This is a genomic window from Frankia sp. CcI156, from assembly GCF_001983015.1.
GTDB lineage: Bacteria > Actinomycetota > Actinomycetes > Frankiales > Frankiaceae > Frankia > Frankia casuarinae.
This window is the reverse complement of sequence record NZ_MOMD01000059.1, coordinates 22,522-42,577: the sequence shown is the minus strand read 5'-3', so window position 1 is coordinate 42,577 and position 20,056 is coordinate 22,522. Positions and strand designations below refer to the sequence as shown.

At 71.1% G+C, this 20,056-nt stretch carries 17 protein-coding genes; 13 read left to right on the top strand and 4 right to left on the bottom strand.

All coding sequences use genetic code 11. The annotated features are described in order from the left end of the window. The first annotated feature begins 32 nt into the window (after nt 1-32). Entirely contained in the window at nt 33-674 is a 642-nt protein-coding gene (locus CcI156_RS19270) for an ATP-dependent Clp protease proteolytic subunit (RefSeq protein ID WP_035733944.1), read from the top strand. Here CcI156_RS19270 and CcI156_RS27505 read toward each other — a convergent pair. Next, nucleotides 654-1,406 carry a helix-turn-helix domain-containing protein gene (locus CcI156_RS27505; protein ID WP_011437162.1) on the bottom strand — a complete coding sequence of 251 codons (753 nt, stop codon included), beginning with the start codon at nt 1,404-1,406 and terminating at the stop codon, nt 654-656. The genes CcI156_RS19270 and CcI156_RS27505 overlap by 21 nt on opposite strands. A 541-nt stretch (nt 1,407-1,947) precedes the next feature. On the opposite strand from CcI156_RS27505, the gene CcI156_RS25910 reads away from it, so the two are divergent. The 9 genes from CcI156_RS25910 to CcI156_RS19220 all read left to right on the top strand — a co-directional run bounded on the left by CcI156_RS25910 (nt 1,948) and on the right by CcI156_RS19220 (nt 13,269). Further along, nucleotides 1,948-2,865, top strand: a complete 918-nt coding sequence (locus tag CcI156_RS25910) for a hypothetical protein (protein WP_175637631.1) — start codon at nt 1,948-1,950, stop codon at nt 2,863-2,865. Continuing rightward, entirely contained in the window at nt 2,862-4,427 is a 1,566-nt protein-coding gene (locus CcI156_RS19250) for a 4-hydroxyphenylacetate 3-hydroxylase family protein (RefSeq protein ID WP_254847518.1), read from the top strand. Before CcI156_RS25910 ends, CcI156_RS19250 begins: the two co-directional genes overlap by 4 nt. Before the next feature lie 421 nt (nt 4,428-4,848). Continuing rightward, on the top strand, nt 4,849-5,556 hold the full coding sequence (locus CcI156_RS19245) for a response regulator transcription factor (protein ID WP_175637630.1): 708 nt from the start codon (nt 4,849-4,851) through the stop codon (nt 5,554-5,556). A gap of 122 nt (nt 5,557-5,678) precedes the next feature. Further along, nucleotides 5,679-5,825, top strand: coding sequence for a hypothetical protein (locus tag CcI156_RS25905; RefSeq protein WP_157858560.1), 147 nt, complete (start codon nt 5,679-5,681; stop codon nt 5,823-5,825). A gap of 193 nt (nt 5,826-6,018) precedes the next feature. Next, nucleotides 6,019-6,888 carry a helix-turn-helix transcriptional regulator gene (locus CcI156_RS19240; RefSeq protein WP_076807323.1) on the top strand — a complete coding sequence of 290 codons (870 nt, stop codon included), beginning with the start codon at nt 6,019-6,021 and terminating at the stop codon, nt 6,886-6,888. 919 nt (nt 6,889-7,807) lie between these two features. Continuing rightward, entirely contained in the window at nt 7,808-9,475 is a 1,668-nt protein-coding gene (locus CcI156_RS19235) for an ABC transporter substrate-binding protein (protein ID WP_076807321.1), read from the top strand. Nucleotides 9,476-9,479: 4 nt separating this feature from the next. Beyond that, the gene (locus CcI156_RS19230) at nt 9,480-10,472 is read left to right on the top strand and encodes an ABC transporter permease (RefSeq protein ID WP_076807318.1); all 993 of its coding nucleotides are present in this window, start codon (nt 9,480-9,482) and stop codon (nt 10,470-10,472) included. Continuing rightward, nucleotides 10,469-11,347 carry an ABC transporter permease gene (locus CcI156_RS19225; protein WP_076807316.1) on the top strand — a complete coding sequence of 293 codons (879 nt, stop codon included), beginning with the start codon at nt 10,469-10,471 and terminating at the stop codon, nt 11,345-11,347. Before CcI156_RS19230 ends, CcI156_RS19225 begins: the two co-directional genes overlap by 4 nt. Beyond that, complete coding sequence (locus CcI156_RS19220) at nt 11,344-13,269, top strand: ABC transporter ATP-binding protein (RefSeq protein WP_023841766.1); 1,926 nt, start codon at nt 11,344-11,346, stop codon at nt 13,267-13,269. The genes CcI156_RS19225 and CcI156_RS19220 overlap by 4 nt, the downstream gene beginning before the upstream one ends. Here the strand turns inward: CcI156_RS19220 and CcI156_RS19215 are convergent. Then, nucleotides 13,166-14,086, bottom strand: coding sequence for a trans-aconitate 2-methyltransferase (locus tag CcI156_RS19215; protein WP_076807313.1), 921 nt, complete (start codon nt 14,084-14,086; stop codon nt 13,166-13,168). The genes CcI156_RS19220 and CcI156_RS19215 overlap by 104 nt on opposite strands. 450 nt (nt 14,087-14,536) lie before the next feature. Here CcI156_RS19215 and CcI156_RS19210 point away from each other — a divergent pair, with 450 nt between their 5' ends. Beyond that, a complete protein-coding gene (locus CcI156_RS19210; protein ID WP_175637628.1) occupies nt 14,537-15,403 on the top strand; it encodes a class I SAM-dependent methyltransferase in 867 nt (288 codons plus the stop codon). A 138-nt stretch (nt 15,404-15,541) separates the two neighbouring features. Then, the gene (locus CcI156_RS19205; RefSeq protein WP_076807311.1) at nt 15,542-16,603 is read left to right on the top strand and encodes an LLM class F420-dependent oxidoreductase; all 1,062 of its coding nucleotides are present in this window, start codon (nt 15,542-15,544) and stop codon (nt 16,601-16,603) included. Between the two features lie 50 nt (nt 16,604-16,653). On the opposite strand, the gene CcI156_RS19200 is transcribed toward CcI156_RS19205, so the two are convergent. Further along, nucleotides 16,654-17,673 carry a universal stress protein gene (locus CcI156_RS19200; RefSeq protein WP_083718680.1) on the bottom strand — a complete coding sequence of 340 codons (1,020 nt, stop codon included), beginning with the start codon at nt 17,671-17,673 and terminating at the stop codon, nt 16,654-16,656. A gap of 186 nt (nt 17,674-17,859) precedes the next feature. Beyond that, nucleotides 17,860-18,870, bottom strand: coding sequence for an alpha/beta hydrolase (locus CcI156_RS19195; protein WP_011437149.1), 1,011 nt, complete (start codon nt 18,868-18,870; stop codon nt 17,860-17,862). Nucleotides 18,871-19,353: 483 nt separating this feature from the next. On the opposite strand from CcI156_RS19195, the gene CcI156_RS19190 reads away from it, so the two are divergent. Beyond that, nucleotides 19,354-20,049, top strand: a complete 696-nt coding sequence (locus CcI156_RS19190) for a TetR/AcrR family transcriptional regulator (protein ID WP_083718672.1) — start codon at nt 19,354-19,356, stop codon at nt 20,047-20,049. Nucleotides 20,050-20,056 lie beyond the last annotated feature (7 nt).

Genomic DNA, 20,056 nt, shown 5'->3' with positions numbered 1-20,056 from the left:
TGACCGGGCGGCCTCCCGCCGCGAGCGGGATCATGCTGGGTGGCGGTGCGCCGAGGGCCCGTCACGTCCTGCCGAACATCGTGGAACGGACCTCCCGCGGCGAGTACTCGATGGATCCGTATTCGAAGCTGCTCAAGGAGCGGATCGTCTTTCTCGGTGTGCAGATCGATGATGTGTCGGCGAACGACGTGATGGCGCAGCTGCTGTTCCTGGAGTCCGAGGATCCCGACCGGGACATCTCGATCTACATCAACTCGCCGGGTGGGTCGTTCACGTCGTTGACGGCGATCTACGACACGATGCAGTTCGTGCGGCCGGACATCTCGACGATCTGCATGGGTCAGGCGGCGTCGGCGTCGGCGGTGCTGCTGGCGGCGGGCACGCCGGGGAAGCGGTTCGCGCTGGAGAACAGCCGGATCCTCATCCACCAGCCGTCGGCGCAGGGCGAGGGCCAGTCGAGCGACATCGAGATCCAGGCGCGGGAGATCCTGCGCGTACGGGCGCTGCAGGAGACGATGCTCGCCCGCCACACCGGTCGTACCGAGACGGAGATCCGTCGCGACACCGAACGCGATAAGATCTTCAGTGCCGATGAGGCCGAGGAGTACGGCCTCATCGACGAGGTCATCATGAGCCGTAAGGCCGCCCGGCTTCTATCGGCACGCAGCGCCTGACCGGGTGCGATCCGGCGGTTGGCCGCTCCGGTCGGCCTGCCACACGTCGACTGGCCACAGGCCGACCTGTCGACGAGCGTGCCCGCGGCCGCCTTCCGGCCGACTATGCTGCGGCCGGAAGGCGGCCGCGGGCCGGGACCACCTGCCCGGCCCCTCCGATCTCCCCGATCCCCGCGGACCGGGAGCGACGGCGGCTCGCCGCGGGCTGGGCACCACCACCCGGCCGGTATGGACGGCGGCCCGGAAGCTCGGCGAGAGTCCCAGGTTCGGCGACACGCCGAAGGGCGACGCCGCGCCGACCGTTGCGCCGACACCGGTTGTTTCGATGCCAGCCGAGCCCGTGATGCTGGCGGTGGCCGCGGTGCCGCTGGCGGCGTGCAGGTCAGCGGAGATGACGCGGGCCGTGATCGGTGGTGTCGCCTGCCCGTGGACGGCGGACAGCGGCCCAGGCGATGTCACGGGGGTGACCTCGGGTTCGAGCCGGGCGAGCTCCAGACGCACCTCGTCCAGCAGATCGGACAGCCGGATGTGCAGCGCCCGGCAGACCGCGGCGAGGATCTCCGAAGACGCCTCCTTCAGGCCGCGTTCGATCTCCGAGAGGTAGGGCGTCGACACCCGCGCCGCGTCCGCCACGTCCCGCAGGGTGCGGCCCTGAGCGAGGCGACGTCGGCGCAGCGCCTGCCCGACCAGCCGGCGCAGCAACGGCATCTCGGCATCATCCGTCATCGCCATCAGGAACCTCCGGGGGACTGGTGCCTTGAAGGGTCAGGGAATCGGAGGGGCGCTCGCGTCCTGATAGATACACGCGTCCCGGATACTGATCACGTGGGTGGGAAGGCGACCGCTGCCGCARCCACCCCCGGGTAAGTCGATGGAGGGCTAAGRCACCGAGCGTATCCGCTGCGCCCTCGCCGGAACCGCAAGTACCGCACCCGGCATTCCGCCCACACCTTTGCCGCGAAGTCGCCGACGGCCGCCGGAGTTGCCGACGGCCGCCGGAGTTGCCGACGGCGGACGAACCGTGCGGCGCCGATGCATACGGCGACAACGTGTGAGGAGACGGACGCCGAAAGTGGCACGAAGATGCACCAAAGGTCGGTATTTCTACATCATCCGCGCACTTAGCGTCGTTTCCGTCGTGATTCATCCTGACCGTCCGGTCTCCGGAACGGTCGTCGCGGTGGCCCGCTTAGCCGGGGCCGCCAGGGACAGGAGATCCGTGGAGGCTCCCACACACGTGCCCCGTGCCGTTGCCACGCCGATGGCCATACCCATGTCCATGTCCTCKGCCGCGTCGGTGCCGATGGCGGTCCTCGGCACCCGTCCCCACGCCCACCTTGAGCCGCCCGGCGCATCCCCGCGGGCGACGGCGTCCGGGTCGTCTACCCCGGCTCCGGCCCTCGACATGACCGGAGACGACCGCGTAGCCCTGTGGCAGCAGCGCCTGCTCGAGGCGGAGTCGGGGATGACGACGTTCCTGCTGGAACACCACGCCGATCTGCGTCTACTCGACTGGCTGCATACCCAGGCCGAGATCTTCGCCGACTTCCCGACGCCCGACGATCGTGATCCGACGGCCTGGYAGCGGGTGTTCTTCCGCGCGCAGGCACTGATCGAACGGTTCATCGTGTCGCGCTGGGGCGAGGCGGAGCTCGTCGACTGGGCGAGGGCCAATGCCTCGGTCTTCGGCAAGGTGGAGCCCGAGCCGACCGGCCGGCCCGCCGACGTCGTCCACCGGCTCGCACGCCAGGCGGATCTCTACTCCTCCCGTTACGCGGTCGACACCGACGAGCCCATGCAAGCGACCCTGATCATCTCGCACTGTGGCATCTGGGACTACCGCGAGCAGGCCCGCGCCCGGGGCGTGCCCCTCACCCTGGCCTCCCCCTGTTCGTTCTGCACCACTGCCCTCTCGGCGAACATCCGGGCCAAGGGATACGAACCGGCCTTCCGCCTGCTGCATGACGACCCCTCGGTCCCGTCAGCCGGCGTGGCCGTGCCCGCTCCGGGCGGCCAGCCTGCCGTCGTKGCCGGGTCGGTCGCCGGACCGGGGCAGGTCGACCGTGGCTGCGTCTGGACCGCCACCGGCACCACCGGCACCACCGGCACCACCGGCACCACCGGCACCACCGGCGCCACCGGCGCCACCGGCGCCACCGACATTGTCCACAGAGCGGAGATCAGGCCATGACCCTCGTGACCGACAGCGGTCATCCCGGCGCCATCGACGATCCGGGCCGACCAGCCGCCGGTGACCACCCCGCCGGTGCGACGGCCGATCCCCCGGCCGACTCGCCGCTGGGAACCCCGCCGCCTGCCGCGCAGGGGCTGATGACCGGGGAGCGGTACCGGGCGAGCCTCAACGACGGCCGCGAGGTGTGGCTCGACGGGGAGAAGGTCGCGAACGTGGCGACGCATCCAGCCTTCCGGGGCGCCGTTGACGAGCTGGCCCGGCTGTTCGACCTGCAGCACGACCCGGATCTGCGCGACGTGCTCACCGTCCACGAACCCGAGGCGGGAACCCGCGTCGGYTGGTCCTACCAGCTGCCGCGCACGCTGGACGATCTGCGGGCCCGGCGGCGCAGCACGGCCGTGTGGATGCGCGAGTCCTGGGGTCAGCACGGCCGGTCGCCGTCGTTCATGGCGAACGTGGCGGTGGGTCTGCTCGACTTCCGGGAGCATCTGGAGTGCAACCAGGCCGGCTTCGGCGCCAACGCGGTGGCCTTCTACCGGCACTGTGCGGCCAATGACCTGGTCCTCRGCCACGCTTTGGGCGACCCGCAGATCGACCGGACCACCAGCCCCGTGGACGATCCCGATCTCGCGCTGCGCATCATCGCCGAGCGGGACGACGGCGTCGTCGTCCGGGGCGCCAAGCAGCTCACGACGCTGGCCCCACTGGCCCACGAGGTGCTCGTGTACCTCTCGGCGAGCTTCGCGCAGCGCGAGGCCGAGCAGTTCGTGATCTGGTTCGGCCTGCCGCTGGCTACCCCAGGCGTGAAGATCCTCTGTCGGGAGCCGCTGGGGGCCCGGCCGTACGGGCACGCCCACGCGCTCGCGTCCCGGTTCGACGAGCAGGACGCCATGCTGTTCTTCGACGACGTGCTGGTTCCGTGGGACCGGGTGTTCCTGCTGCGCGACGGCAACCTCGCCCGGGTCGGACTCGGACGGATCAACGCCTGGAGCGCGGCCGCCGGCCACATCCGCTACCAGGAACGGCTGCGGACCCTGCTCGCCGTCGGCACGCTGCTCGCCGACGCGATCGGAGCCTCGGGGCTGCGTCACGTCCAGGAGGACCTCGGGGAGTTGGCGAGCTACGTTGACCTCGTCGGGTACTTTCTCGACGCGGGGGAGGCCAGGGCCGAGACGACGGACGGCGGCCTGCTCGCGCCGGGTAACACCGACGCGAGCCGCGTGTGGTCGGCGCAGGTCGCCGGCCGGGCGGTGGAGATCGTGCGGCGGATCGGCTCGTCGGGTGTCCTCATGCAGCCCAGCGAGCGTGACCTCGCCRCCGCCGACCTGCGGCCCTATCTCGATCGGTACATGCGGGGCGCGAACCTCCCGGTCGAGGAGAAGTCACGGCTGTTCCGGCTGGCCTGGGAGCTCACGGCGGACAGCTTCGGGCAGCGTCAGGACCTCTATGAGTTCGTCCACCGCGGGGACATCACCCGCAACCGGATCAACCTGCTCCGCCGGGATGACCTGGGACCTGTCACCGACCAGATCCGGGAGCTGATCACCCGTCCGCTCTGAGGCTTGACGGCAGGTGGCTGTCGGACCGGTGGCTGTCGGACCGGGCGGAGGGGTCCGGGGACGGTGTGCGCGGAGGGTGTTAGCGATACCACCGCCTACCTGGTTGAGCTACCCGAAGGTGCCTACGGTCAGGCCAGCCMCCTGCACGCGGGACGACGGGGTGATACCGCCGGCCCGCGTTCGCTCCTCGTGGTAAGGACCCGGAGTCATGACGATCGGAGCCGCCTCGCCCCCTCCCGTCCGTGCCGAGGTCTCCGGGTCCTCTGCGTCCTCCGGGTCCTCCGGGTCCTCCGGGGGTCCGCCGTGGGTCAGGGTTTCGGCCTGTCCTGGGGTTCCCGTTCGCGCCGAGGCGTCCGCGCAGCCCGAGTGTCCCGCGTACGCCAAGGATCTCAGGCCCACGGGAATCGACGGCGGCGTGTCGGTGTTTCTGCTRCACGCCCATCCGGTGACCGGGGCGGGGCTGCACCTGCTGCTCTCGACGATCTGCCGGCTCGACGTCGTCGGCCGCGGCCATCGGCTGGATGCCGCGCTGCCGCAGATCCGCCGCTCGCGTCCCCGGGTCCTGCTGCTCGGGCTCGCGGGGGATCTCGCGACCGACCTCGCGGCGGTGCGCCGGCTGCGCGTGGAGGGCGACCGGATCCCCACCACGCGCGTTCTGCTGTTGCGGCCGCTGGCCACCTGCGCCGAACTGACCCAGATCCTCACCACCGGGGCGTCGGGGGCGGTGCTGCCGGACGCCCCGCCTGCCGACCTCGCCCACGCGGTCACCATCGCCGCGCTCGGCGGCGTGGTCTTCCTGCCCGCGCCGCCGCCGACGGGGGTGCCGGGGCCGCCGGTCCAGGCCGAGCTGCCACCGCAGGCCCTCGGGCTGACCTCCCGGGAACGCGCGGTGCTCGGCCAACTCGCCCGCGGTCTGTCGAACGCGGAGATCGCTTGCGAGCTCGCCCTGGCCGAGGCAACGGTCAAGCGGTACCTCACCGGTGCGATGCGCAAGATCGGCCAGCCGGACCGGCTACGCGCCGGCCTCTACGCCTATCGGCACGGACTGCTGGACGGTCCGCATGCCGGCTGGACGGGCCGTGGGCGTGGGTCCGGCCGCGGATCGGCGCCGGACCGGATGATCGAATGATCGGGGTGGCCGCGGGCGCCATGGCGGGATGAACACGTTCCGCGAGTCGGTGTTTTCGATGATCCGGATTCCGGCTGATCATCACAGATCTATTACTTGTGGTTATTGATAGGTTGCTTCGGGTGTCGAAATTCGTGCTGACGTTATTCGATCATGTAAATGGCGCGATCTCTCCGGGTAAGCGCCGGACATGGCTGCCGGGCGATGCCACCATGGGGCTGTGTCCTCTTGCGTTGGACGGTCCGCTCGGCCGTTTCGGCCTGCGCTGATCCGGCGGCGGTGGCTGGATTTCAGCCATCACATGGGTGACTGCTGTTAGGCGTTGTTGGCGACTGAGGGTAGTAGCAGTCCTGCTGACCGCGTGTCCCTGTGTCGATGCTGTCCCGCCCGCCGGATGTGCCGGATGTGCCGGATGTRCCGGATCGGCGGTGTCGACCAGGCCGCCCGATCCGACTGGAACCGATGAGCGACGACGCCCGCCAGCGTGAGCTTGGATTCTTTCTTCGTGCCCACCGTGAGCGCCTGCGACCCGAGGACGTCGGGTTGCCCGCCACACCTCGCCGCCGCACCCCGGGGCTGCGCCGGGAGGAGGTCGCCGCGCTCTCCGGCCTCGGCCTCGCCTGGTACACCTGGCTGGAACAAGGCCGGGTCGCCGCGTCCCGGCAGGTCCTCGAGGCCGTCGCCCGGGCCCTGCGGCTCGAYGACGACGGTCGTCGCCACGCCCTGGCGCTCGCCGGCCTGCACACGCCGCCAGCGGACCGCCACCACACCCTCGTCAAGGCGCTGCGTTCGGTGCTGGACAACTGGCCGAACTGTCCGGCGTTGCTGCTCGACCGGCGCTTCGACGTCACCGCCTGGAACGACGCCTACACCGTCCTGTKGGGGGATCCCGCCGACGTGCCCGAGCCCCAGCGCAACCTGCTGTGGCTGCTGGTGGCGCAGCCCCGGACCCGGGACGGGATGGGCGGGTCCGAGGACGTGGCCAAGGACCTGCTCGCCCAGTTCCGCGCCCAGATCGGTCATCATCCCGACGACCAGCGCGGCCGTGCCGTGCTGGAGCTGCTCGAACAGGCGCGCCCCGAGCTGCGTGCCTGGTGGCAGTGCCGGTCCGTGCGCGTGTTCACGGGCCGCACGGTCAGCGCGGCCACGCCGCTCGGCGACATTTCGCTGATGCTGTCGGTGCTGCGACCGGGTGATGATCCGGAGTCCACCATCTGGCTCCAGACGCCCGCGACGCCCGCGGACCGGGAGCTGCTCACCCGGCTGGCGGCCGAGACGCCGGGCGCGGCGGGGCGCCCGGACCCCGCCGCGCGGCAGCGGCTCTCRGCCTGACCGCGACCGGCGGCCCGGCCCGCCACCGGCGGCCGGCGGCCGGCGGCCGGCGCGCGATGGTGCTGCATCTGCACGGCGGCGGCCCTGCTGGCCGCACGGGACGCGGGGCTTCCGCCRCCGGGGGCCGTGTCACGTACCGCGCGTGGGCGGGCACCGGGCACTGCTGGCACATCGCGGTGCCTAGTTCGGGGGCTGCGAGGGAGGCGTTGGCGGAGGTCGTGGCGTTCCCGCGGGCGTATCTCGCCCGATGACGTCGTGGCGTGCCTGTGTATGTGTGACAGCTGCGCTGGCTGTGCCGACCGTGTCGGCCCTTCCTTCCTGCGGTCTACCTGGATCCACCAGCGCTGGTGGTGTGATCTTTCATAGCATGATCAGATATCTGTGATCTTCCCTGGTGCGCGGGTGAGTTGGCCTTTCGGCATGGTCCGCCGCCGGGATCGGGGGTCGGTGCAGATCTCCTCGGCGGGGACTTTAGTCCGCCGGATGGCCGGGGATGTGCCGGGCGGCCAGCCCGCCAGGGCGTAGTCGACCGCCATGACCTGGGGCCCGCATGTCGCGGGCATCGGTCCACGCCATCTCGGGTATCGGGGCGTCGCTACGACCGTTTGACCCCGCTCAGGTTACCTGAGGGTGCCTTTCGGCCGGGGTCGGTTCGGGCGGGGTCGGTTCGGGCGGGGCGGGCCGCGGGGCGACGCGCACGGGCTTGCGGCGATGTCTATGAGCCGCGATAACAGGATGAACCGCTGCCTGTCTGGGCTGGTACGGCAGTAGCACCATCGGCGACTACCTCCCCGTTCGTGCTGGTCCGTGCTCGTACGGCACGCGCCCGGGCCGCCGGCTGCGGCTCCCCGTGCCCCTCGGCCGCCGGGCCGCATGACCCGGTGAGGCCATCGTCGCGTCCGCCCTATCTGGAGCATCCATGAAACGCCCACGTCCCCGATTCCACCCCGCCGTCCGCGTCGCGGCCGTCGCGGCCGCCGCCGCCATGCTCGGCGCCTGCGCGTCCGATCCGGCACCCGCCGGCTCCACCAGCGCGAACGGGGCGGGCGGAACACCGCACCGGGGCGGCACGCTCACCTTCGCGGTGGCCACCGAGGGCGACTGCCTCGACCCGCACGTCAGCCCGGCCGACGTCACCGCCGTCATCCAGCGGGGTGTGTTCGACTCGCTCGTGACGCAGCAGCCKGGCGGCGGGGTCGGCCCGTGGCTGGCCACGTCGTGGACGGTCTCCGCCGACGCGAAGACGTTCACCTTCAAGCTCAAGGACGGCGTGACGTTCCACGACGGCACACCGTTCGACGCGGCGGCGGTGAAGGCGAACTTCGACCACATCGCGGCGAAGTCAACGAAGTCGCAGTACGCGGTGGCGCTGCTCGGCCCCTACGTCGGCACCGAGGTCGTCGACMCGCACACGGCCAAGGTCACCTTCTCCAAGCCGTACGCGGCATTCCTCGCCGCGGCCGCCACGACCTACCTCGGCATCGAGTCGTCGAAGAAGATCGCCGACGCGCCGGACACCCTCTGCTCGGGCGGGCCGAACTCGGTGGGTACCGGGCCGTTTCGCTTCACCCGTTATGTGAAGGGATCGGTCGCCGAGTTCACCCGCAACGACGGCTACACCTCGGCCCCCGGCGGCGCGAAGCACACCGGCGCCGCCTACCTCGACAAGCTGGCCATCCGCTTCCTGCCCGAGGACGCGACGAGGGTGAGCGCGCTGCGCAGTGGGGAGATCGACGCCGCCGACGGCGTGCCGGCGCAGAACGTCGCCGCGATCGAGGGCGATACCTCCCTGCGGCTACTCAAGGTGATTCCGCAGAACGCCAACTACTCGATCTACTTCAACACCAGGCGTGCGCCGTTCTCCGACGAGCGGGTCCGTAAGGCCGTCCAGCGCGCCGTCGACGTCGACACGATCGTGAAGACGGTCTACGCCGGCCAGTACGCCCGCGCGTGGAGCAYGCTGACGCCAAAGAACATCGCCTACGATCGCAGCCTCGAGAAGGCCTTCCCCCATGACGTCACCGCGGCGAACAAGCTACTCGACGAGGCCGGCTACACCGGCCGCGACGCCGACGGCTACCGCACGAAGAACGGCGCGCGTCTCGTCCTCGACTGGCCCTACGTCGGCGCCTTCAACCGCGAGCAGCGCGACATCGTCAGCCAGGCGGTACAGGCCGACCTGAAGAAGGTCGGCATCGCCACCAAGCTCTACTCGATGGACTCGGGCGCCTACACCACCCAGCGCAACGCCGGCGGCTACGACCTGATCGCCTACAGCTGGGGCAAGTCCGACCCCGACCTGCTCCGTACACTGTTCGCCTCGAATCTGGCGTTCACCCAGGGCGGGGCGAACAGTTCCGGGATCGCGGTGCCGGAGGTCGACGACTGGCTCGCGACCGGCGCCGGCACGACGGATCTCRCCGCCCGCAAGAAGGCCTACGGGCAGGTGCAGAAATATGTGATCGACCACGCGTACACCCTGCCGATCTACGTGTTCACCCGGACCGTCGGCACGGCGTCGAAGGTCCACGACATCACCTTCGACGCGGACGCCTTCCCGCTGTTCTACGACAGCTGGGTGGGCTGATCTAGTGCGGGCTGTGGCGAGGTTCCTGCTGCGCCGGCTGGTCGTGGGCGCCGGGGTCCTATGGGGCGCGGCGACGTTGGCCTTCGTGACGCTGCACGTCGTACCGGGTGATCCTGTCGACACTTTGATCGGGCCTACGTTCGGGATCTCGCCGCAGCTTCGGGAGCAGATCAACGAGACGTACGGATTCCAGTCGCCGCTCGTCGTCCAGTACGGCACCTGGCTGCGCCGCCTGGTGACCGGCCATCTCGGCACCTCCTACCAGCTGCAGCGGCCGGTCGTGGAGGTGTTGTCCGGTCAGGTGTGGCCGACGGTGCAGCTGGCGCTCACGGCGTCCGCACTCGCCGCGCTGCTGGCGGTCGGACTCGCGGTGTCGACCGCCGGCCGGGGCGGCACCACCCACCGGCTCGGCCGGATGCTGGCGACCAGCGCCGAGCTGCTCGTCGTGTCGAGCCCGACGTTCTGGATCGGCATCCTGCTCATCACCCTCTTCTCCGCGCATCTCGGCTGGTTTCCCAGCGCCGGCGCCACTGGCCCGTCCGGACTGGTCCTCCCGGCGTCCGCGCTGGCCCTGCCGATCGCCGGGGTCCTTGCCCAGGTGCTGCGGGAGGGCCTTGACGCCGCGCTGGAGGCTCCGTTCGTCGTCTCGGTTCGCGCCCGCGGCATCGGCGCGGTGGGTGTGCTGACCMGCCATGCCCTGCGCCATGCCGCGCTCCCGCTCGTCACCCTGCTCGGCTGGGCGGTGGGCAGCCTGCTCGGCGGCGCCGTCGTCACCGAGGCGGTGTTCGCCCGGCCGGGGATCGGTCGGGTGACCCTCGTGGCGATCTCGGCCAAGGACATCCCGGTGGTCACCGCGGTGGTGCTGCTGTCCGCGGCGGTCTTCGTCGTCGTGAACAGCGTAGTCGACCTGCTCTACCTGCTCATCGACCCGCGACTGCGCGACGACGGATCCGGTGCCGGGAGGGCCACGGCGGTTGATCTGGCGGTGTCCCGGTGACCGCGGTCGGGGAAACCCGCCCCGGGACCGAGCCGCCCGCCGCCGGTGCCCTGGCCGGCACCGGCGGTGGCCGGCCGCGTCCCGGTTTGATCGCGGCCGGCCTGCTGATAGTCCTGCTTCTTGTCGCGACCGCCTGGCCGGGGCTGCTCAGCCGCCATCCCGCGGACGGGACGAACCTCGGCGAGGCGCTGCGCGGACCGAGCTGGGCACACTGGTTCGGCACCGACCAGCTGGGCCGGGACGTCTTCGCGCGGGTGGTCACCGGCGCCCGGCATTCGCTACTGCTCGGTGCCGGAGCGACCGCGCTCGGCGCGGGGATCGGGGCGACGGTCGGCCTCGCGGCGGCCCTCGGCGGCCGGTTCGCCGACGGGCTGCTCATGCGGCTCGTGGACCTGCTGCTTGCCTTCCCCGAACTGCTGCTCGCGCTGCTGGTCATCACCATCGTCGGTCCAGGATCGGTGAACGCGGCGGTGGCCATCGGCATCGCGGCGGTCCCCAGCTACGCGCGGGTTGTGYGGTCGCGTGCCCTCGTCGTCCGCCATGCCGGGTTCGTCGACGCCGGGGTGGCGCTCGGCCTGCCCCGGTCGGTGATCATGCTGCGCCACATCGTGCCGAACACGCTCGGACCGCTGCTCGTGCTGGCCACCGTCGGCATCGGGACGGCGATCATCTCCGGTTCGGCGTTGAGTTTCCTAGGCCTCGGTACGAAGCCGCCGGCCCCCGAGTGGGGGGCGATGCTCGCCGACGGCCGGGGCGTCATCGACACCGCCTGGTGGGTCGTGGTGTTCCCCGGGGCGGCGATCGCCGCCACGGTCGTCGCCGTGACCGTGCTCGGCCGCCATGCCCGCCTGCGGGTGGAGGGACGGACTCCGTGAACGACCAGCCGCAGGTCTCACCGCCGGCACCGCCGAACCTGGCACCGCCGAACCTGGCACTGCCAAACGTGGCATCGCCGAACCTGGCACCGCTGGGGTCGGAGCCCCCTGGTTCGATACCTCCGAGCGGGCGGGGGGCGAAGGAGCCGTCCGCGACCCTGCTGACCGTCGACGGGCTGCGGGTCTCCTTCGGCCGGGGCGCTCGGGCCGTCGAGGCGGTGCGGGGAATCTCCTTCGATGTCGGCGCGGGGGAGTGTGTGGCCCTCGTGGGCGAGTCCGGATCGGGTAAGAGCGTGACCGCCCGCGCCCTCGTCGGACTCGCCGGAGCGGGCGCGACGGTCCAGGCCCGGCGGCTGCGCCTGGGCGGGACCGACCTCATCGGGCTGCGGGACCGGGAATGGCGCGCCCTGCGTGGCCGCCGGATCGGCCTGGTGCTCCAGGACGCCCTCGGCTCCCTCGATCCGCTGCGGCGGGTCGAGCAGGAGGTCGACGAGGCGCTGCGGGCGCATGGCCCGGTCGCGCGAGCCGAACGTGGCCCCCGCGTCGTGACGCTGCTGGCGCGGGCCGGCATTCCTGATCCACAGGTCCGTGCCCGGCAGTACCCGCACCAGCTCTCCGGCGGGTTGCGCCAGCGGGTGCTGATCGCCGCGGCGCTGGCCGGCACCCCGGACCTGCTCATCGCCGACGAGCCGACCACCGCTCTCGACGTCTCGGTCCAGGCCCGGATCCTCGATCTGCTCGCCGGTCTGCGTGCGAGCGGGATGGGACTGCTGCTCATCAGCCATGACCTGGCGGTCGTTGCCCGGCTCGCCGATCGGGTCGCCGTGCTGCGCGACGGAGTGATCCTGGAAAGTGGCCCGACCGAGCGGGTGCTGGGCGATCCCACGCACGCCTATACCCGCGAGCTGCTTGCCGCCGTGCCCTCCGCACGGACCAGGGGCAGCCGGCTGGCCGGACCCGTCGACGAAGCCGGGCTCGCGTCTGCCGGGCTCGACGCGGGCGGCTCGACCGGCGCCGAGATCCTTCTGCGGGCGACGGGACTGCGCAAGGCGTTCCGGACGACGGACGGAGAGCGACGCGAGGTGGTCCGGGACGTCTCCTTCGCGCTGCGCCGCGGGGAGACCCTCGGGCTCGTCGGCGAGTCCGGTTCGGGGAAGACGACGCTCGCCCGGATCATGCTGGGTCTGACCGAACCCGACGCGGGTGAGGTGCTGCTCGGCGGCGTTCCCTGGGTCGGTCCGTCGGATCCTGGGGGCGGCCGGGGCAGCTCGGTGTCGGAGCGTGAGCGCCGACCACGCCGTCGGCAGATCCAGGCGATCTTCCAGGACCCGCTGGGTTCCTTCGACCCACGACTGACGGTGGGCCGGATCCTGACGCAGGCGCTGCGGGTGGGTGGGGTCGCGCGGACCGAGCGCCGCGACGCCGCCGTCCGACGGCTGGAACAGGTGGGGCTCTCCGCGCGGGAACTACGGCGCAGACCGGTCGAGCTGTCCGGCGGCCAGCGGCAGCGGGTGGCCATCGCCCGGGCGCTGTCCGTGGAACCGCAGGTGCTGATCTGCGACGAACCGGTATCCGCGCTCGACGTGTCCATCCAGGCCCAGGTCTTGGACCTGCTTGTCGACCTGCGCCGGACCCACCGTCTGGCCATGGTCTTCGTCTCTCACGACCTCGGCGTCGTGCGGCACCTCAGCGACCGGGTCCTGGTGATGTACGACGGGCGGATCGTCGAGTCCGGGGAGGTGGAGACGGTCTTCACCGCCCCCCGGCACCCCTACACCGTACGGCTGCTCGCCGCGGTGCCCCGGCTCCCCGCACCGCCTACCCCCCTATCGGCTGCCGGGCCGTCTCCGCAGGCCGGGCCGTCTCCGCAGGCCGGGACGCCCGTGGCCGACAGCGCCACAGCCGTACCGGCATCTGGGTAATGTGCCCGTCGGTGTCGAGGCGGTGCTGCGCGACCTCCCCGATCGCCCGAAAATAGTCCTCCTGGCGATCCGCACCGACGAGCCGGCTGTAGTAGGTGCCAAAGGTCGCCGCGTGGAACCGCTGGTACTCTTCGCCGCTCGCGGCCCGCACGAGTGCCGGGCGTTCGTCGACGCCGTCGATGTCGAAGTACGCGTCGAGCAGGGTCGCGGTGTCGTCCACGGACAGGGTGCGTACGGCGATCGGAATGATCCCGGCCGCCGCCAGCAGCCTGGGTACGTCCTCGGCCGCATGGCCCAGGCGGACCAGGGCCTGCCGGGCGAGGTCGTCGCTGCCACCGAACCCGTACTCGTCGTGCTCGGGATGGTGGGTGGTGAGCAGGAAGGCGCCGCCGGGTCGCAGTCGCATGGAGATCCACCGCACCAGCTGCTCCTCGTCAGGGTGGATCCAGTGCAGGACCGCGGTGAGGGTGACCAGGTCGAACGCCGTGGAACCCGCATCGTCGGCCAGCTGCGGGGGCCGGCGCAGATCGGCCTGGACGAAGCGGAACCGTACCCGGGTCGCGTAGGGGGCGAGCTTGCGTCGAGCCTCGGCGAGCCGGGACTCCTCACGATCCAGGCCMAGGGCGTCGACGGCGTCGGGCAGGCGGTCGAGCGCCGCGGCGAGCAGGGAACCGATGCCGCAGCCGAGATCGGCGACGGACCGGGCGGTCGGATCGGCGAACCCGAGCACCCAGTCGGTGTCCTGAGCCTGCCGAAGCCGGCTGGCGTCGTCGTATCCGCCGAGTCGGGCCGCCTGTGCCGTGAYGGTCTGCGTCATCTGCTTCTCCCCAGCCGAGGTATGTCAACCGATCCGACGTACTGACGGTCCGCCATCGTGCATCACGGGCTCGCGCCAAGCGCCGAGTTCCGTGCCATGAGTTTTGAAATTAGGCATCGTGTTCGTGTGGGGTCAAGGTAGCTTTCTGCGTCCATAGTCGACATCCTGTTAGTACTGGTAACAGCACCGTGATGCCTCTGGACCCGCCGCCGCGAGCCGACTGGAATGGGTCGCGGGCCGGGACGCGGAAACTGTTCGCGGCAGTGGAAGCCGCGACGGTGGAAACCAGGTACGACGGTGGAAACCAGGTACGACGGTGGAAACCAGGTACGACGGTGGAAACCGCACAGACATCGGTACCGCCGTGCCGGACCGGAGCTGGTCCGCAACCGGTCTGGGACTTGGCTGCGACCGCCCGGAGCCGGCCCAGAACCATGCCCAGGGGAGACGATGACCAGTACAACGGAATTCGATGCGGCTTTGGCGCCGGCGCGAGACGTGATCGCTGCACAGCGTTCCGAGCCCGACACGTCGGTCGGATACGTCCAGGGCATCCTCAGCCACGACATCTCCACGGAACTCGGTCGGCTGCAACTGCTGGAATCACAGGTGGACCCGGCCACGCACGCCGTTCTCGAGGCGCGGGGAATCGCAGACGGAGGGCGGTTCCTGGAAATCGGTGCCGGTGCGGGTTCGGTCGCCTACTGGCTGGCCGACCGGTTCCCCGGCGGGGAGGTGACCGCGGTCGACGTGAGCACGAGTTTCCTCGACGACACCGGCCGGTCGAACCTGCGGATCGTCCAAGCGGACGTGCGCACCCACGACTTCGAGCCGGGCTCCTTCGACCTCATCCATGCCCGCACCGTCCTCATGCACATCCCCGAACGTGAGGAGGTGCTGCGGCGGCTAGTCTCCTGGCTGGCCCCGGGCGGCTGGCTGGTCACTGAGGATCTCGTGCTGTCCCCGGTTGACTCGTCACCGCACGACGAATTCCGGCACGCCTTCGAGGCGATCGGCCAGGCAATGGCGTCGTCGATCGGGTCGGACCTGTGGTGGGGGCGAACGCTGCCGGCGCCGCTGACCCGAGCGGGCCTGGTCGACGCCGGTCTGCACGCCACGTACTACCCGGTTGGCGGCTCCAACGAGATCGGGCGCCTGTGGCGTGCGACGTTCAGCSAGTCCGCCGACTACCTTGTCGCCAGCGGCCTGCTCACCCGCGCCGATCTCGACTCGGCCCTGGCCCTGCTCGCCGATCCCGACTTCCTCGACCTCGGGCCCAGCATCATCGCGGCCTGGGGCCRGCGCCCCCCGGCCTGAGCTTACGGGCGCGGGAACTCCCGCCCTTCCGTCTCCGTCCTTCGTCCTCCGTCTCCGTCCTTCGTCCTTCGTCCTTCGTCCTCCGTCTCCGCGACGACCATCTGACCGAACACCGTCGACCACCCGTGAGGTACTCCCGTGACCACTCCGCGCTTCGGTGTCACCCTTCCTCTGCCCGGCATCCCGCTGCGGGACCATCGACGCATCGTCACGGGACTCGCTGACGCTGGCTACAGCGACGTGTGGACGGCCGAAGGCGGCGGCATCGACGCGTTCACCCCGCTCGCGGTCGCCGCCGCCTGGGATCCCCGGGTGCGCCTGGCGAGCGCGATCGTGCCCGTCCACACCCGCGGCCCGGCGGTGCTCGCCCAGACCGCGGCGACCCTGGCCGATCTGACGTTCGGCGGGCTTGTCCTTGGCATCGGTTCGTCGGTGCCCGCCCACGTGACCGACCTCAACGGCATCCCGTTCGACGAGCCCTTCCGCCGGACCCGGGACACGCTTCGTTTCCTCACCCGGGCGCTGCGCGGCGAGGTGGTCTCCGGCGCCTTCGACACGTTCGCGATCCGCGGCTTCGCCATACCGAATCCTCCGATCGAGACGCCGAAGGTCATCCTGGGAGCGCYGCGGCCCGGCATGCTCAAGCTCGGCTTCACCGAGGGGGATGGTGCCGTCACCAATCTGTTGTCCCCCGAAGATCTGATCAAGGTCCGCGCCGTCGTCGGACCGCAGCCAGCGGGCAAGGAGCTGGTGGTGAAGGTCTTCGTGAGCCCGAACGCCGATCCGGACGTCGCCCGCCGCGACAGCCGGCCGTTCCTCACCTGGATCCTCAACCAGACCCCCTACCATGCCTTCCACGAATGGCTCGGCAACGGCGAACGGCTCGCCGAGTCCCACGAGCGCTGGACCGCCGGGGACCAGCGTGGTGCCGCCCGGGCACTACCCGATGAGGTCATTGACGCCCTGTTCATCCACGGCACGCCCGAGCAGTGCCGCGACCAGATCGCCGCATATGTGCAGCCCGGGGTTACCGCGATCCAGCTCTACGTCCGCCTGACTCCGTCCTTCCTGCTCGGCTCGTGGGACACCGCCGGATCAGCTGGATCGGCCGGCGGGGGAGAGCAGGACCTGGCCGACCGGGTCCTCGGCCTGCTGAGCACGCTGCGCCCCCGCATCCCAACGCCGGCTGGCGTCGGCTGATCGATCTCGCCGGACGAACCGTGCCGGTTCCCCGACCACGGGCCGCGCCGCTACCTGACCACGGCCACCGGGCAGTGCGCGTGCAGGACGCACTGGTGGCTCACCGAACCGAGAAGCAGTTCGGCGAAGCCGCCGTGCCCGCGGCTGCCGACCACGAGCAGCTGCGCGTCAGCCGAGGCCCGCAGCAGCGCATGGGCGGGGCCATCGGCGACGGTCTCCTTCATAACGGGGATGGGTAGCCCGCCGGCGTGCTCGGTGACGATCGTGGAGACGGCCTGGTCGAGGGTCTGCTGGGCCTGCTCCGCCAGCACCGATCCGATATCGGCGTAGCTCCCCGGGTAGATCGGGATGTCCAGGTGCCAGGCATGCACGACGTGCAGGGCGCTCTTGCGGAGCATCGCCGCCTCGACGGCCCACCGTAGTGCCGTGAGCGAGAGGGCCGAGCCGTCCACGCCGACGACCACCGGCCGGTCGTCGACGCCGGCGGCCGGGGCGACCGGCCGTACCACGACGACCGGCAGGGAGGCATAGTGCACCACACCCTGGCTCACCGAGCCGCTCACCAGCCGGTGCAGGGCCCCGTGACCGCGCTCGCCGACGACGATCATCCGCGCGCCGACCGCGGCCCGCAGCAGCTCCGGGACGGGACTGYCCTCCTCGACCCGCCGGATGATCCGCACTGTCGGATCGCTGACCCGGGCGGCGGTCAGCGCGGTGTCCAGAACCCGCGTGGCGGCGTGCGCCAGACCCTCGCGGTCGGCGTTCGCCGCGGTCTCRAAGACCGGCCGCGGTTCGCCCATGACGTCCCATACCAGTACCGCGATCACCGGGACCAGGCGCCGGGCGGCCTCGTCACAGGCCCACCGGATCGCGGCGACGGACGCGGGTGAACCGTCGACCCCGACGACGATCCCACCGGCGGCGGACTCCGCGTCCGCCACCTCGACGGCCTGCCCGGCGGGGTTGCGGGCGTCCGCCGGCCCGGCGGGGCGCGCGTACCCCGCGCTGTTCGGCTGTGCCGCGCTGTTCGGCTGTGCCGCGCTGTCCGGCTGTGCCGTGGTGTCCGACATCGCCATCACCCTCTCGCCGTGGTGTCCCCCGCCACCGCCATGGTTCCGCCTGAAGGTGACCCCCGCGACGTGACGCGCGGGGTGAGCCGGTGGGGCCTGCGGCCGGGTCATGACCCTGCCGGATGGCCCGCGGCCTGAGGTCGCAGAGGTGGTTGCTCGATGGAGCGCCGGGTGGTGTGCCGGCCGTCAGCGGCCGATGGTGCGGTGCAGAAACGCCAGAACGACGCCCATCCGTTCCCGGGTCGGGAAGGCACCGCCGTGGCCGGCGCCCGGCACGATCGTCACGTCCACTGCCGGCGCTCCGGCGGTGCGCAGCGCGTGGGCGAGTTCCAGCGACTGCTGGTGGGGGACCGTGCAGTCCGCGTCCCCGTGCTCGATCAGGAACGGCGGCAGCGGCCCGCGGCTCAGGTAGTTCAGGGGGCTCGCCACCCGTACCAGCTGGGGCACGGCTGTCACGGTGCGGCCGAGGAAGCGCGACTCCGGCGAGTGGGGCCGGTCGTGCTGGGCGTCGGCCACGGTGCACCGCTCGTTCGTGCGCAGCTGGGCGTCCATCGAGGCGAAGTTCACCGGGCCGTAGAAGTCGACAACGGCCTGGACGTCGCTGGACACCCCGGGGTTGCCGAGATCCGGGTCGTCGAACATCGCCACGCCGCTCGTCGTGCCCAGCATCACCGCGAGGTAGGCCCCGGCCGACGCGCCGGTCGCGGCGATGCGGGAGGGGTCCAGGCCATAGGTGCCCGCGTGGGCCCGCAGCCAGCGGACGGACGCCTTCACGTCCTGGACCGCGGCCGGGAACTTCGCCTCCCCGGACARCCGGTAGTTCAGGCTGGCGACGGCGTATCCGGCGTGGACGAGTGCCCGGACCACCGGCAGGTCGTCCCGCTTGTCGCCGAGCATGAACGCGCCACCGTGGATCGTGAGCACCACCGGCAGGACCGTCCCGGGGACCACCCGGGCCCCYTCGGCACCCGCCGTCGGGGCCGGCGGGGAGGGGCGGTAGAGATCCAGCCGCTGTGCCGGCGAGACCGGCGCGTAGGGCACGTCGCGCAGGACCCACAGGCCGTCGGACTCCTCGGGCGTGCCGGCCTGCGCGAGTGTGCTGTTCGGGCCACCCGGGCCCGACGCTGTCGGCGACGAGGGGCGAGGGGTGGAGCCGTGCCGGGAGCACGCCGCCAGGCCCAGGCCGAGTGCGAGCATGCCGCCGGTGGCGGCAGCGGCGAGGAATCGGTGCTGGGCGGAGCGGATGATGACAATCTCCCTTCCGGAGGGCCGTCCGCGGGACGGGGATCGGCGGGACGGGGATCGGCCGGGCAGGGGTCAGCGGGGACGGAACTCTCGCCTCCGCCAGTCATCATGCCCTGCCGCTCTGACCGTTCCGAACGTCCGATCGCATGATGAATCCCTTGATCTTGGCGTTCACTGACATTCCAGACGGACGGCCCCGGGCGTTGTCCGTTCGGGACACCCGGATCACGGCCGGAGCCGGAGCCTGCGGCCGGAGCCTGCGGCCGGGGCCGGGGCCGGGGCCGACGCGGTGCGGGTGCGGGTACGGGTGTTGGTGACGGGTAGTGGATGTGACCAGCACCACACGGTGTGGGGAGCTGGTATTTTCAGTACAGTACGGTACTGTTTCTCTGGTCCAGGTAATGTTCATTACGCCTTCTCCTCGGCGTCGCGGCCATGCGCGTCGACTCCGGAGAAGCGTCCGAGACGGAAGGGCGAAAACCGATTTCCCCGCCGAGTGGCGCCGGGCGTGGCCGGCCCCGGGACGACGCCCGGGAACGGGCGATCCTGGACGCCGCGCTGGAACTGCTCGTCGAGGTCGGGTATGAGCGGATGAGCATGGTCGCCGTCGCGGCCCGGGCCCGAGCCAGCAAGGCGACGATCTACCGCCGATGGTCGTGCAAGGACGAGATGGTCGTGGAGGCCCTGCGCCGGCATGGTCCCGGCGACCGCGTTCCGGCTGACACCGGGTGCCTGCGGGACGACCTGGCCGCCGAGGTGCACCTCATGATCGACACGATTACCGGTCCCGACGGTGCGCTGCTCATCGGCGTGCTCCGGGCCGCGAGCGAGTCCCCGCGGCTGGCCGCGGTCGTGCAGGCCAACATCCTGCAGAACAAAGCGAAGATCGGCCGTTGCATGTTCGCTCGGGCCTCGCAACGGGGGGAGATCTCTGTGTCGGCCGATTTCGACGTGATTATGGAGATCGTCATGGCGATGATTTTCTGTCGCCTGCTCGTCACCGGCGAGCCGCTCRACGATGCGTTCGTCGATCATATGGTGGACGACGTGCTCAYGCCGTTGCTGGCTGGCCGGCCCGGAACGACACTCCGGCCCGAAACACCCCCGTCCGGGGTCAACTCGAACGCCTGAGCTATTC

Coding starts and splice junctions, on each gene's coding strand:
- CcI156_RS19270 (WP_035733944.1), top strand. CDS start 33: ATGCTGGGTGGCGGTGCGCCGAGGGCCCGTCACGTCCTGCCGAACATC.
- CcI156_RS27505 (WP_011437162.1), bottom strand. CDS start 1,406: ATGGCGATGACGGATGATGCCGAGATGCCGTTGCTGCGCCGGCTGGTC.